Source organism: Kitasatospora sp. NPDC041917 (assembly GCF_055589745.1).
The window spans coordinates 16902-30582 of record NZ_JBVJBI010000042.1 but is presented as its reverse complement, the minus strand read 5'-3'; the positions used below and the strand labels follow the sequence as shown (position 1 = coordinate 30582).

Genomic DNA, 13681 nt, shown 5'->3' with positions numbered 1-13681 from the left:
GGAATCACCGACGGATCCGGGGCTGGGACACGAGCGAGCCGGGGGTCACAGGACCGGGGGACGCCCCGCCCGGGTCAGGCGCCACACCGTCGCCCACGAGATTGGCCGGCGCTCGCCGTGCCCGCCGCGCAGCCCCTCCCGCAGCCCGGCGAACCAGGTGCGCAACGCGGTGCGGTCGCGCCGCATGCGGATCGCCGTGATGACGATCCAGGACGTGATGTAGATCGGGACGAGCGGTACGGGCAGGCGACGGTAGGCGACCCAGACCCGGTTGCGGGCGACCAGGCGCAGGTAGAGGGCGTGGCGGGCGGGGTCGCTGGCGGGGTGGTGGACGATGATCTCCGGGGCGTAGAAGCCGGTGCGGCCCTGGTCCCAGATCCTCATCGCGAGGTCGAAGCCCTCGTGGTACAGGAAGAAACGGCCCGGCCAGTGCCCGGCACGCTCGAAGTCCGCCCGGCGGATCAGCACGACGCCCTCGGCCATCGCGGTGACGGTGCCGGGCCGGCTCGGATCGCCGGCCCGCAGCCGGGGCACCCAGCGGCGCACGGTGACGCCGGTGTCGGGGTCGGCGATGCGCGGCTGGATATAGGCGGCCTCGGGGTGGTGGCGGGCCTGCTCGACGAGCCGGGCCAGGACATCGCGCTCGGGCAGGATGGCGTCGTTGTCGAAGAAGAAGAGGAACTCCGCCTCGTCGGGCCCGGCGAGGCGGTCGGCTCCGACGTTGCGGCCCTCGGGGATCCCGAGGTTCTCCGGCACGGTGACGACGGTGACGCCGTCGGGCACGTAGTCCGGTTCGCAGCCGTTGCCGACGATGACCACGCGCAGGTCGACCCCCTCCTGGGCGAGGAGCGAGGCCATCGCCCGCGGGAACTCCTCGGGGCGATCGTTCATGGTGAGGACCACCGCGTCGACGGTGGGCTTCGGGCTGCTGGTCATGCGGCTCCGGGGCATGGACGGCGGATCGGATGCGATGCTCGATCAGATCGCACGGGTCGGTGGCCTCCTGCGCGGCGGTCCGGTGGGTGCCGTTGGGAACGACGGGCCGGCCGTGCCAGGGGGCGAGGTGGCACAGGCGGGTGGCGATGTGCTCGGTGAACTCGCCGTACTCCTGCGCGTCCCGGGTCAGGACCCCCGCGCGGCGGAGCACCGCGTCCGGGCAGCCCGCGGCCAGGTACCAGGCGATCCGGTCCGGCCTCGGGGCGTCGATCAGGACGGTCAGGCCCTGGCGGCGCACCGGGGCGGCGTGCGCCCGGTCTCCGGTCGGCCGGGCGCGATCGAGGCGGTGAGCTGCCGCCTTGATGTCGGCGGCCAGCAGGCCGTGGCGGGCGTACAGGCGCGCCTTGGCCGCGCTCTCGCGGTGGAGCGCGTCGTGGTCCAGGCCGGAAAGGGACAAGTTCACGAGAAGGACAGCGACAGAAGGACGACTCAGGAGGCGGACGGGTCGATCTCCCCCGCAAAGACGATGACCTGGTCGATGAGGCTCCGCCGCAGATGGACGACGTCCGTTCCCGCCAGGCGGGGGCCTCCATCCGGCATGGTGAAGACCCACTGGTACCGGGCCCACTCGTCAGGCATGTCCACCGCTGAGCAGCGCGCCATCGTGCCGGTCCCCGCCGGGTGGCGCCGGATGTCCAGCACGAACTGCTCGACCGCCGCGATTCCTTCGCTGCGGCCCAACGGCCCCCAGAAGACCACGTCCGAGGTCAGGGCCTGGGAGAGCAGGGCAGTCACATAGCTGTCGTCCGAGGCGTTGAACGCGGAGATGAACGTGTCGATCGCGGAGCGTGCCGTCTCTTCCTGCATGCCCCAGTAATACCAGCCGTTGCGCGTGCGCTCGTCCCGTTCGCCGCCTTCCGATCACGGTGGACCGCCCCGGTCACAGCACTTGGAGGACATCTCATTTGGGGCCTAAATCGAGTGCGAGAGTTCCGGTCCGGGTGATACAAGGTCTGCGTGACTGAGCATCTCTCCTTTCCCGTCCTGCTGCGGATGATTGACGAGCGGTCCGCCGCGTTCCGCGCCGCCGTCGCCGCGGCCCCCAGCCTCGACGCCGACGTCCCGTCCTGCCCGGGCTGGACGCTGTACGACCTGGCGAACCACCTCAGTGAGGGGGACCGCTTCTGGGCCTACATCGTGCGGAACACCGCGCCGGGCGACGAGCGGCCGAGCAAGGACGGGCTGGCGGCGCCCAGGGAGCGCGAGGCCCTCATAGCCTGGCTGGCCGACTCGACGGAGCAGCTGCTCACTGCTCTGCGCGAGGCCGGCCCGGACCGGGGCTGCTGGGCCTGGTGGGAGCCGCTGGCCTCGCCGCACACGGTGGCCGCCGTGGCCCGCCGCCGCGTCCCGGAGTCGCTGATCCACACCTACGACGCCCAGCTGGCCTCCGGTACCCCGCAGGAGCTGCCGACGACCGAGGCGGTCGACGCCATCGAGGAGTTCCTCGCCACCGTCTGCACCGTCACGGTCCCGTGGCCGGGCGAGCCCGCCACCATGGACTACCACGCGGCCGAGGCTGGCTCCTGGCGCCAGACGGTGGACGCCGCCGGTTCCCGCTTCACCCGGCTCACTGCGGCGGAGGCCGCCGAGAGCAAGCCCACCGCCGCCATCTACGGCACGGCGAGTGAGATGGCCCTGCTCATGTACATGCGCATCCCAGCCGGCTCGCTGAGGATGGAGGGCGACGCCGACCTGCTCCAGCAGCTGCAGAACTGGGGCTGAGAGGACATCTCATTCAGAGAATCTGCGGGTGCAGATGATGGCTGCTGCGATGCTGGCGAAGGCGGCGAAGTGGTCGGCCTTGCGTTCGTAGCGGCGGTGGAGCCGGCGGAAGCCGCCGAGCCAGGCGACGGTGCGCTCGATCACCCGGCGGTGCCGGCCGAGGCGGTTGGAGGTCTCGATCCCGCGGCGGGCGATGCGGGCTGGTATCCGCCGACGGCGCAGGAAGGCGCGGAGGAAGCGGTGGTCGTAGGCTTTGTCGCCGTGCAGCTTGCCGGGTCTGCGCCGTCTCGGGCCGCGTCGCGAGCGAATTGGCGGGATCGCGTCGACGAGCGGGATCAGGGCCTGGCTGTCGTGGACATTCGCCCCGGAGATCGCGAGCGACAGGGGTGAACCGGTGCGTTCGGTGAGCAGGTGGATCTTCGACCCGTACTTGCCCCGATCCACAGGATTCGGACCCGTCAGCTCCCTCTTTTCAGGGCCCGCATGTTCACCGAATCGACCGCGCACCTCGACCAGTCCAGCTCGCCGTGCGCGCCGAGTTCGTCCAGGACGACCCGGTGGAGCTTGGCCCACACCCGGGCCCTGCTCCACTCGGTGAAGCGCCGATGGGCGGTAGGCCCGGACGGGCCGAAACAGGGCGGCAGCTGAGCCCACGTGCACCCCGACGTCGCCACGAACACGATCGCCGCCAACACCTCCCGGTCGCCGTAGCGGCGCCGACCACCGCCCTGGGGGCGGGTCGGCGCCGCCGGCACCACCGACTGGAACAACTCCCACAACTCGTCCGGGACGAGACGCTCCATGATCGTCACACGTGCAGCCTTCGTAGGCCCCAAATGAGATGTCCTCCCAGGGACGTACAGGCCCGGGATGCGGGCAGCCTGCTCCAGCAGGGCGGTGCGCTCCAGGCCGCGGTGCTGGTGGACAAGCCGGATCAGCTCCAGGAAGGAGCGCTCGGCCTCGCCGAGGGCGACGTGCCCTGCTGCAAGGGTTCGGCGAGCCGCAGCGCCGCCGCCCGGTGCGCCGGCGTCGCCGGCGTGCCGGCCCCGGAGGGCAGCGAAGTGCCGGCGGTGGCGGCCAGTCGGCCCGCGTGGACGGCGGCGGCCAGGGCGAGGGCGTCCAGGGCGGCGAGGTCGCCGGGCCGGAAGCGGCCGCCGGCGCGAGCGGCTTCGGTGAGGGCCCTCGCCCTCTCCGCGACCTGGTGGAAGGCCCGGGCTCCCACGGCGGGGCCGCCAGGGAGATCGACCGGGGGAAGGCTCCTCCAGGACGCCCTCAACGCGGCCACCCGGGGGTGCCGGGAGCCGTGCAGGTGGCCGCCCATCTCGGTCGCCGTCCACGCGCTGAGCGCGTCCGCGACCAGCATGGAGCCGCCGCTCGCGCCCTGCCTGGTCGCGTACGGGGCGTGCCGGACGGCGGGCGGGGGCGGGGTGAGGCCGGCGGCGGGCGCGACCCGGCGGGTGTGCTCGTCCGCGGCCCGCGTGACGGCGTCCAGCACCGCCACGTCGGCGCTGCGGAACCGGCGCGCGGCGCGGGCGGCGTCGGCCAGGGCGCGGGCCGCCCTCGCCAGCCGGGCGTAGGCGCGCGCCACCGACGCCGGTTCGACGCCGGGGCGTGGGATCCCCTGGCAGGCCCTGCGGAGCGCGGCGACGCGCGGGTGGGCGGAGCGCGCCAGCCGGCGGCCCATCGGTGTGCCGGCCCAGGCCGCGAAGGCCGCGGCGACCCGGTCGGCCCCGTCGGCCAGCACCGCGCGCCGGTCGGCCCGCTCCGCCTCGGCCACCGCCGCGACCTCGGCGTCGAGCGCGGCCAGGCGTCGGGCGGTGGCACGGTCGACGGGACGGCCGAGGACCCGTGCGGCCAGCGTTCCGGCCCGCCGGGACAGGGCGCGCAGCGCGGTCCAGGCGGGCGTGCCGCCGTAGCCGCGGGTGGTGAGATCGTGGGCGAGGTCGGCCGCGAGGCGGGCGACCGACCGGCAGGCCGCGGCGCAGATCCCCCGCAGGAGCCGGGTCGCCCGGTACTCGCCGTCGGCGAGCACGGTCTGCTGCCCGACGGCCTCCTTGACGGCGGCCCAGGCCCCGACGGCCGCCGCCTGGACCGACCGGACCTGTGCCCACTGGGGCAGCGCCAGCCACCACTCCGCGCGGGCCCGTACGGTCTCGATGGCGGAGGTGAGTTCGGCGAGGGCCTGCTCGGGCGGGAGCCCGGCATGCGCCGCGTGGTCCGGGGCGGGCTCGTGCCGGACGTTCGGGAGGGCCGCGGTCAGCACACCGAGGCGCTCCCGCAGGAGCGCGGCCTGTTCCGGCGGCATGTCGGCGGTGAGCGCCAGCGCGTCGGACAGCCACCCGTCGTCGGAGGAACGGGACTTCGCGGCAGTGGCCCCGTCGTCCTCGGCCCGGGCCATGCCGTCGGCCTCGGCCTCGGCCTCGGCCTCGGCCTGGGCCGTGCGGTCGTCGGGCCCCGCGTTCAGGCTGTGCAGGGCCGCCTCGGCCTCGGCCCGCTCGCGTTCGCGTTCCCACCTCTCGTTGTCGCGGACCTGGACGTCCCAGAGGTCGCCTTCCTTGACGAGCTGTTCGTAGAGCGAGGTCGGGGCGTTCGGTCCGGTCATCGCGCGGTAGGCGTCATGGGGCCGGAACGCCCCGCCGCTGGTCATGAGCTCCTCGGACTCCTCGCCGCGGTGGACCCAGAGGGACTCCTCCTCGGTTCCGCGCCGGAAGGCGCGCACGTAGGTGCTCTCGCCGACCCGCCGGGACTCGACGACCTCGTACGCCGGGTCGCCGAGGACGCTGTAGGGCGGCTCAGCGGGCGGCTGCTGAGCCGCAGGGCCCGGCTGGGCGGAGGCGGGCCCCCGGATCGTCCCGCCGGTCGTGGACGGTGGTGGGGTGGGGCCGTCGGCCGCGGCGTCCTGCGGCGTGCGCCGGTCCCGTGCTCCCGTGTCGGGTTCGGCGGGCTCGGGTGGCATCAGGTCCTCCTCGGAATCGGTCGGCTTCCACCGGATTTCGGCGGGCGGGCAGAGCGGCGTCGGATCCGGCGCACTACAGCGGCGGCTCGTCGCTGCTCAGCTCCGCCGCCAGGGCCGGGCTGGGGTGCTCGCGCTCGCGGGTGCCGAGGCCGCCGGGCTCCTCCAGCCACTGCCGCAGAGTCTCCTCGTCCGGCCCGCCCCAGGGCCGGGCGACCGGGTCGGCGTGCCCGTTGGTGCACTTCGGCCGGCGGGTGGTCGGGAGGAGGTTGTTCGCCGTGATCAGCCAGTCCGCCTCGGCGGTGTCGCGGCCCGGGCTGGGGCAGGTGTAGGAGCGGACCCATCCGATCTGCAGCGCGAGGAGGACCTCGATGACGTCCTCGTGCCGGTGCCAGCAGGGCGGTACCGAAGCCCGGGCCTCCGGGTTGACCTCCACCAGCCAGCGCAGCCAGTGCCCGAGCTCCTCCAGCCGGGAGCGCCGTTCCTCCGGCTCCATGTCGCGCAGGACGATCCGCGGCACGGGCGCGGGGTCGGGCTCGGGGACGTCCGTCCACGGATCGGCCGGGTCCAGGCCGTCGTCGGTCAGGTCGGTGCAGGTCTCGGACACGGGGTGCTCTCCTCAGGACTTGGTCAGCGGGACCGGGGGTGTCGTGGGTGAATGCTGCGGCCCCGGCGGGACCACCACCGGCGCGGGGCCCGCCGCGGCCGTCGGCTCGGGTTTCCCGGCCAGGAGCCCGATCAGGTCCGGGTCGGCGTAGGTGCGGCGGAGCCTCACCCGCACCGGGCGCTGGTTGCCGTAGACGGCGATGGCGGTGAAGTCGGGCAGCTCCCTCAGCACGTGGGTGGGCGCGAGGTCGGTCTCGACCAGCTGCTCGGAGGTGGAGCTGCCGCCGCCTCCCCTGCTGGTCGACCTCCTCGTCACCAGGGCCCGGCCGAGCAGGTTGGTGAAGGCCTTCAGCGTCTCGGGGTCGGCGTTGCCGGGCAGCAGCATGCGCAGGCCGGAGGCGTTCATGACGGTGTTGGCGGCCTCCCGGCCGAGCACGCCGATCAGCTGGCTGAGGTCGTGCCACACGGTCAGCACGGTGATGCCGATGCCGCGTCCGACGGTCAGCAGTCTCGGCAGGGCCTTGTAGCGGAAGCAGTTGCCGGCCTCGTCGATGACGAGGCCGAGCGCGGGGTCGAGGGGGCGGCCGGTGCGCTGGTAGCGGGCCTGGGCGGCGTGCACGATGCTCGCGGTGATCGCGGTCAGCAGCGGCGCGAACCGCTCGCCGTCGGCCTCGCTGGCGATCAGGCAGACGGTGCCGCACCGGTCGAGGACCTCCTCGGCGGTGAAGTCGCTGGCCGCGGCGGTGGCCCGGACCTCCTCGTCCGCGTAGACCTTGGTGATCACGCTCAGGGTGAACTTGATGCTCCCGACGCCGTCGGGGTGCAGGGCGAACGCGGCGGCGTAGTCGTCCGCGACGTCCGGGTGGCCGCCGTCGACCAGGATCTCGCGGACCTCGTCCACGGCGTCCTCGGCGAGCGCGAGCCAGCGCCGGAACGTGGTGATGTCCCCGCCGGCGAGGTTGGCGGCCAGCAGCACGCCCTTGACGACGGCCTTGGCCTGGTCGACCCAGGGGCCGGACCGCGGATCGCCGGCGGTGGAGGCGGCGTCGGCCAGCCAGGTGGCCATCCGGTCGGCGGCCTTGGCGTCCGCGCAGTAGTCGACAGGGGACCAGCGGGCGGTCGGGCGGTCGGGCAGGCCGGCCGGGGCGACGACGTACATCGGGCCCAGGGCCGCCCGCCGTGCGTACACCACGTCGAGGTCGGCGGCCTTGACGGTGGTCATCACGCAGGGGCCGTACCACTCGGCGGCGATCGGCAGCACCAGTCCGGTGGTCTTGCTGCTGCCGGGCAGGCCGAACACGGTCGCGGAGATGTTCTCCTTGGCGGCGAGGATCCAGTTCCGGCGGGCCCTGCTGCGGCCGAAGGCCATGCGGTTGCGACGCCGGTCGGGCTCCTCGGGCACCCGGAGCCGGCGTTCGGTCGCCCGGCCGCCCCAGCGGGCGCCGTCCGCGCCGGGGTCGGTGCCGCGGCGCATCCACAGCCACGTCCCGCCCGCGACCGGGCCGGCCCAGATCAGCATCAGCAGCGGCCACCACAGCCAGCCCGGCGGTGCCGGGGCGAAGGCCGCGGCCGGGCCGCGCAGCGGCCAGGTGACGGCGGCGAGGCCGGCGCCGCCGACCAGGCGGCAGGAGGTCCCGGTGAGCAGGGCGGCGGCCCGGGCGGCGATCAGGCCGGAGGCCAGCAGCCACAGCACCGCGGCGCCGAGCACGGTCGCGGCCCAGGTCGGCTCGGAGCGCTGGTCGCCCGTCACAGGGCCATCCGCTCGTCCGTGTGGTACAGCTCCTTCTCCTTCTCGGTGAGGTGGAGCTGGACCGGGAAGGCGCCGGAGCGGCCGGGCATCCACAGGCCCCGGCCGGCGTGCGCGCGGCCCCAGCCGGAGATGAGCTCGACCTGCGGGTCGGTGAGACCGACCGCGTCCCGGATCGGCCCCAGGGCCTTGGCGTCCTGAGCCATCGTGATCTTCGTGTCGAACGAGGAGACCATGTGCTGGGCGATCATCGCCGCCTCGCTCCCGGCCGCGCCGACCGCCTCGAAGTCGCTCAACCTGTGGGTGGCGGCGAGGTCGAACACTCCGTCGGCCCGGTGCAGGCGCAGGTCGCTGTCCAGCTTGCGGATCACCGTGGCGCCGCCGACCTGGAGCGCCCGCCACAGCTCGTCCCTGACGACCAGGCGTTGGGGCCCGTCGGGCTGGTCGATCGCGGCCTGGGTCCAGCTGGAGATGCACATCATGATCATGGCGACGGTCTCGTCGCCGTAGGCGCGGGTGCGGGAGATGTCGATGCTGACCATCGGCGCCGACCAGTCGATGCGGCTGGGGGAGGTCTCCGCGGTGCTGAACAGGTCGCCGACGTGCCCGTCGAGCATGGTGGCCAGCGCGGCCCGGGACGCCCTGGTCGCCTCCCGGGTGGCCTGGATGTCCTCGCCCCGGATCCGCAGCTCGCGCGCCATCTCGGTGCTCGGGTCGCGCAGGGCGGCGTGCACGGCGCGCAGGGTCGGGGTGGCCAGGACGGTGGTGCCCCTCAGCTGGCCGGTGACCTCCTTGATCGCGGCGGAGATCGCCTCCGTCTCCTCCGGCGTCAGCGGGCGGCGCATCTGCAGCTCCAGCAGCGTGCACAGCAGGCTCAGGCGGCGCCGGTGGATCTCCGTGAGGCGCTCACGCCACTCCACCGGGTCGGTGACGCGCTCCAGGCCGTCGCCGAGCGAGCCGGCGTCCAAGGGGTTGATGCGCCCGGGCAGCCCGGGGCCGAGCTCCAGCGGCTCGCACCCCAGCCAGCGGCACACCCGCCCGTACTCGCCCTTCACGTCACCGGCGATCAGGACCTTCACGCCGAACGCCGCCAGCCGTGTGGACAGGGCCTTGATGAGCGCGCTCTTCCCGGCTCCCATGGTGCCGGTGACCAGGACGGCGGGGTTGGAGACGATCTTGTGCTGGACCCATGCGCCCGGGTGCATGGAGAACTGCCGGCCGGTCAGGACGTCGTGGCCGATGTAGGCGCCGACCGGAGGCAGGGCCGAGCCGCCCCCGAAGGGGTAGAGGCCGGAGACGTTGTGGGTGTCGCAGCGGTGGACCTCGGGGGCCGCGACCCGTACGGCCCTTCCGGCGTGGGGGCCTGGCCACCCCAGGAGCGGCGTCGGCGGTGCGGCGGCCGGGCGCCGTGGTGCCCGCCGTCCGCGCTGGGCGGGAACCGGCGCCGGCCCGGTCGTCAGGACGTCCGGCAGGCCGATCGAGCTCAGATCGGTGTCCCCGCGACGCATCCAGTCGCTCAGGCGGCCCATCAGATCACCGCCCGCCGCTTGACCGGCAGACCCAGCCCGAGCGGCAGCGTCGCCGCGAAACCCGAGTCCTGCGCGGCATAGAGCTCGCGCAGGCGCAGGCCGGAGGTGTACGCGTCGCGCTTCAGCCGGGCGGTCGCCAGCGGCAGCTCGTCGGGCTCGTCGACCGTCACGGTGACCACGCCGGTGAAGCGCGCGATGCCGTGGCCGGCCGTGCGGGCGTGGTCCTGGTCCTGGGTGTCGACCAGCGCCTTGCGCTCGTCCAGGGACTCGATCCGCCCACCCCGTGCGCGTACCCGGCGCTTGACGTCGGCCTTGGTGCGCTCGCGGCTCAGCGTGGCCCGGGCGGTGCGGGCACCGAGACACTCGTAGGTGAGCGAGACACTCCGCCGGGCGTTGCCGGAGGGGCTCATCAGCGGAGTCAGCACACTCGCGTACACCCGGCCCTCGGGCCAGCCGTAGACCTCGAAGCTCGCCGACACGCCGCTGTCGTGCCGGTAGCGGCTCCAGTGCTGCTCGGCCGCGGCGGGGCCGGCGGCCGACCCGTCCACGCCCGGCGGTGTGCCGGCCCATCCGGGTGCGCAGGCGGCCGCCGCGTGGGCGGCGAGCACGGGCACCTCGCCCGGGTCGTAGGCGGTGCGGATCACCTCGGTGATCTGGCCGACGGTCAGCGTGGCGACGACCTGCAGGTCGGCGGCGGCGATCGCACCCTGCATCGCGAGCAGCTCGCGCACCAGGACGGCGGTCGCCCCCAGGGTGCCGCCGCCCGAGCTCCTGATGTCCTGGCGGACCCGGGACGCGGCCAGGGTGACGGTCAGGTAGGTGCGGCGGGTGGACGCCGCGGGCGCCGCCTCGGCGGCGAGAGCGGTGACCAGGTCGTGGGCTGCGGCGGGCGCACCCCGGTCGAGGTGGCCGGTCGTCCACGCCATCAGCGCGGTGCCGTCCTCGGGAGCGGACCGGTCGGTGACCGAGATCCGCACGATCGGCCCACCCTCGACGCAGTGCCCCCGGAGGAAACCGCCCCAGCCGGAGACCCGGGCGTTCACCCGGGCCGTGTCGGCGAGCGCGATCCCGGGGTAGCGCACCTCCATGATCGCCGAGTAGTGGCCCTGCAGCGGGTCGTGGACGACGCCGATCTCCCGGCCGGCCCCGGTGGGCACCGTCAGGAACTCCAGGCGGGCCAGCACGCCGGGCAGGTCCGTGCGTCGCGACCCGTCGGCTCGCCGGGGCGCGAACACGCCGCTGAAGAACATCGTCTGCCTCCTGACGACAGCAATCTGGAATCGGACCGTGAGTACCGCCCACTCCGCCGCGGTCAGGCCGTACACCCGCAGGTAGACCGCCGCGAGCAGCAGCAGCGCGACCGGCACGGCGACGATCTCGCCCGCCCACGCGTGGGTGTAGACCGGCAGCATCGCGACCAGGCCCGCACCGGCGACCGTCACCAGTCCGCTCAGGCTCAGCTCGCCCAGGTACGGGCTGCGCTCGCGCTGCCAGCCGCCGTACGTCGCCGGCTCCTCGGGGGACGTCACGGCCCCTCACCTCCTGATGGCGGGTCGGCCGGCAGGGGCGGGACCGGTGCCGGGGTCGGGTGGGCGGCGGCCGTCGGGACGTCCGTCGCGACCGGCTGTGGGGCAGCCGGCGGCGCGGGTGCGCCCGCCGGGCGCACCGGGGCCGTGCGCGGCGTACCGGGAGCCGGAACGGGCGGCGCCGCAGCCGCGCCGGAGTGTGCGGTCGAGGACCGGGCAGCGGGGGCCGGACGGGGCGCGGCAGCGGCCGGGGCCCTTGCGGTGCCCGGCGACCCGGCCGGCGCGGAGGCCTCGCCGGAACGGCTGGGCGGGAGGTTGACGGAACCGCCCATGTCGCGCCCGGAGCCGAGCCCGGCGTGCGCGGCCATCGCGTCCAGACCGCCGGAGGCCAGCTCGGTGCCCGCCTTCACGCCCTGGGCGGCCATCAGCCCGGCCATCACCGCGCGGCCCGCCGAGGAGCGTCGGCCGTCGTCCGCCCTGCGCCGGTCGGCGTCGTCCGACTCCACCGCCCTGGCCAGCGCCGGCCCCGGCGGCGCCGCGCCGCTCCCGGAGGGAACCCCGCCGCCGCGGCCCCAGATCGCCGAGGCCGCGGTGCCGCCGACCGCGCCGATGATGCCGCTCGCGACCGACCCGCCGCTGGAACCCCCGCCGGCGAACGGCATGAAGCGGGCGGTCACCGGCCAGGCGACGGCACCGACGCCGACGACCAGCAGGCCCCCGACGACACCCGTGACGGTGGTGGCCGCGCCGACCATGCCCTGCCCGATCAGCAAGGTGATCACGACGACCGGCTTGATCATGACGATCGAGTACACGGCCTTGCGGGCGGTCGGCGCCCACTGCCGGGTGAACTCGCTGATGGCCCCGGCCGCCGACACCGGGAACGCCACGACGAGGAGGTCGAGGGCGTCGTGCCGGAAGATGAACTCGATCCACATCAGCCCGGCGACCAGGCAACCGACGACGCCCAGCACCAGCAGCCAACCGACTTCGGAGACGGCGTCCATCCCGGCGAACAGGCCGCTGATACGGGCGACGAACTGGTCGGTGGTCAGGCCGGAGGAGCGGATCATCCAGTTGGAGACGTCGTCGGCGGCCCAGATCAGGGTCTGGGTGACGGTGTACATGGCCGCGCAGCTCAGCCCCCACTCGACCAGGCCCGTGACCGCCGTGGCGATCCCCTTGCCCTCGTGCGAGACACAGGTGCGGGTGACCTCCACGCACAGCAGGATCGTGGCGATGACGGCGGACAGCTGGAGCATCAGGGCGAGGGTGTCCGAGATCCCGTCCGCGTCCAGGTCGACGACGGACCCCTCCAGGACCGCCTTGGCCATCTCCCCGAGCACCCACTTCGCCGCGCTGGCGAAGGTGCGCGCGAGGCGGCTGGTCCCCTCGTCGGCGATCGCGGCGCCGGGGTTCTTCAGGGCGGCGAGGCCGCTCTTGGATTCGGCTTCGCAGTGGGCCACGCCCGGGTTCTTCTTGCACCAGGCGGTCATCTCCCTGTCGGCGTTCTCGCAGTACACCTCCATCCCGGGCAGGGGCAGGACGTCGGCGTCGCAGTACTTGTGCTTGTAGGTCGCGTACACGCAGGTCGAGAGCGGGTGGTCGCTCAATCCGAGGGCCCGGCAGCCGTCCTCGTCCAGTGGTACACAGCCGCCGCGCGCGTCCATCTGTTCGGCCGGTGGCTTCGGTTGCAGACCGGTGGGGGTCAGCTTCTCGGGTTGCCCTACGGGCCTGGTGTGGGCGGGGCAGGGTGTTCCGGTGGTGGCGCCCGGGACGGGAACCGGCGGGGGCGCGGCGGCGAACGCGGCGGCGGGCCCGCCCAGTGCGGCCAGGACGAGCACCAGGACCAGCACCGCGCGCCGCAGGCCGTTAGTGCTGGTAGGCAACGGGCCTCCAGCCGGCCGCGTCGGCCTGCGCTGTGCCTGGCTGGGCCACCACCGGGGTCTCGCGCATCGTCTTCGAGGTGAGCCGCCAGTCGTCGCCGTCCCAGACCACCGGGGCGGCGACGGCGAAGACACCAGTGCCGTGCTGGATGCCGCCGACGGTGGGTGTCTGGGTGGTCAGCAGCCACACGTCGACGGCGTCGGCGCTCACGGATTCGGTCTGGTAGGCACGGACCTGGAAGGCGATGAAGTCCGATCCGGTGCTGCCTCCGGCCTCGGGGAGGCCGAGCAGGCGTCGCCAGTCCCGGGCGTCCGCGATCGCCAGCGAGGTCAGCTTGAAGAAGTCCTCGCCCTTGCGGGCCATCACCATCATCTGGTCGGGCACCGCGTCAGGGCTCAGCAGGTCGCGGGCCTCGGTGTAGTGGGCGGCCGCGGACACGGCACCGGCCAGGGTGTGGGGGTAGCCGATCGGGATGCCCTTCTCGACCCGCGCGGGCGCGGGCAGCGGCACCGCCGCCACTACCGTGGACGGGCTCGCGGACGGCGGCGCGTCGGCTGCCGAAACGCTGGCGGGGGCGGCAGTACCGCCCTGCGGTCCGGGTTCGGCCTGCCAGATCAGGACCGCGACCGCGCCCGCGGCGGCGGCCGCCGCCAGGGCCGCCCCGGTGACGAGCGTGCGCAGGGCCCGGCGTCGGCGGAGCTCGACGGAGTCCACT

The 13681-nt window shown here is 74.4% G+C and carries 11 protein-coding genes; 1 reads left to right on the top strand and 10 read right to left on the bottom strand.

The features are described from left to right. Positions 1–45 precede the first annotated feature (45 nt). Positions 46–936, bottom strand: a complete 891-nt coding sequence (locus ACZ6EM_RS33460; protein ID WP_465774030.1) for a glycosyltransferase family 2 protein — start codon at positions 934–936, stop codon at positions 46–48. Positions 937–1425: 489 nt separating this feature from the next. Further along, positions 1426–1803, bottom strand: a complete 378-nt coding sequence (locus ACZ6EM_RS33455; RefSeq protein WP_331768765.1) for a nuclear transport factor 2 family protein — start codon at positions 1801–1803, stop codon at positions 1426–1428. Positions 1804–1953: 150 nt separating this feature from the next. Between ACZ6EM_RS33455 and ACZ6EM_RS33450 the strand changes: the two genes are divergently transcribed. Then, complete coding sequence (locus ACZ6EM_RS33450; protein ID WP_465774029.1) at positions 1954–2718, top strand: maleylpyruvate isomerase family mycothiol-dependent enzyme; 765 nt, start codon at positions 1954–1956, stop codon at positions 2716–2718. Between the two features lie 9 nt (positions 2719–2727). On the opposite strand, the gene ACZ6EM_RS33445 is transcribed toward ACZ6EM_RS33450, so the two are convergent. The 8 genes from ACZ6EM_RS33445 to ACZ6EM_RS33410 all read right to left on the bottom strand — a co-directional run bounded on the left by ACZ6EM_RS33445 (position 2728) and on the right by ACZ6EM_RS33410 (position 13680). Then, a protein-coding gene (locus tag ACZ6EM_RS33445; RefSeq protein WP_452191592.1) for an IS5 family transposase occupies positions 2728–3521 on the bottom strand; the annotation gives its coding sequence in 2 pieces (ribosomal slippage) (positions 2728–3189 and positions 3192–3521; 792 coding nt in all). Between the two features lie 131 nt (positions 3522–3652). Next, complete coding sequence (locus tag ACZ6EM_RS33440; protein ID WP_465774028.1) at positions 3653–5674, bottom strand: hypothetical protein; 2022 nt, start codon at positions 5672–5674, stop codon at positions 3653–3655. 73 nt (positions 5675–5747) lie between these two features. Then, a complete protein-coding gene (locus ACZ6EM_RS33435) occupies positions 5748–6278 on the bottom strand; it encodes a hypothetical protein (RefSeq protein ID WP_465774027.1) in 531 nt (176 codons plus the stop codon). A gap of 12 nt (positions 6279–6290) precedes the next feature. Continuing rightward, entirely contained in the window at positions 6291–8027 is a 1737-nt protein-coding gene (locus tag ACZ6EM_RS33430) for a type IV secretory system conjugative DNA transfer family protein (protein WP_465774026.1), read from the bottom strand. Continuing rightward, positions 8024–9553 carry a type VI secretion protein gene (locus tag ACZ6EM_RS33425; protein ID WP_465774025.1) on the bottom strand — a complete coding sequence of 510 codons (1530 nt, stop codon included), beginning with the start codon at positions 9551–9553 and terminating at the stop codon, positions 8024–8026. The genes ACZ6EM_RS33430 and ACZ6EM_RS33425 overlap by 4 nt, the downstream gene beginning before the upstream one ends. After that, positions 9553–11082 (bottom strand): SCO6880 family protein, encoded by a 1530-nt coding sequence (locus tag ACZ6EM_RS33420; protein WP_465774024.1) that lies wholly within the window; start codon positions 11080–11082, stop codon positions 9553–9555. The genes ACZ6EM_RS33425 and ACZ6EM_RS33420 overlap by 1 nt, the downstream gene beginning before the upstream one ends. Beyond that, positions 11079–12968, bottom strand: coding sequence for a hypothetical protein (locus tag ACZ6EM_RS33415; protein WP_465774023.1), 1890 nt, complete (start codon positions 12966–12968; stop codon positions 11079–11081). The genes ACZ6EM_RS33420 and ACZ6EM_RS33415 overlap by 4 nt, the downstream gene beginning before the upstream one ends. Then, positions 12952–13680 carry a DUF8175 domain-containg protein gene (locus ACZ6EM_RS33410; RefSeq protein ID WP_465774022.1) on the bottom strand — a complete coding sequence of 243 codons (729 nt, stop codon included), beginning with the start codon at positions 13678–13680 and terminating at the stop codon, positions 12952–12954. The genes ACZ6EM_RS33415 and ACZ6EM_RS33410 overlap by 17 nt, the downstream gene beginning before the upstream one ends. Position 13681: the final 1 nt, after the last annotated feature.

Bases quoted from the DNA above. Each gene is read 5' to 3' on its own strand.
- ACZ6EM_RS33425 (WP_465774025.1), bottom strand. From the start codon at position 9,553: ATGGGCCGCCTGAGCGACTGGATGCGTCGCGGGGACACCGATCTGAGC.
- ACZ6EM_RS33440 (WP_465774028.1), bottom strand. From the start codon at position 5,674: ATGCCACCCGAGCCCGCCGAACCCGACACGGGAGCACGGGACCGGCGC.
- ACZ6EM_RS33460 (WP_465774030.1), bottom strand. From the start codon at position 936: ATGACCAGCAGCCCGAAGCCCACCGTCGACGCGGTGGTCCTCACCATG.
- ACZ6EM_RS33455 (WP_331768765.1), bottom strand. From the start codon at position 1,803: ATGCAGGAAGAGACGGCACGCTCCGCGATCGACACGTTCATCTCCGCG.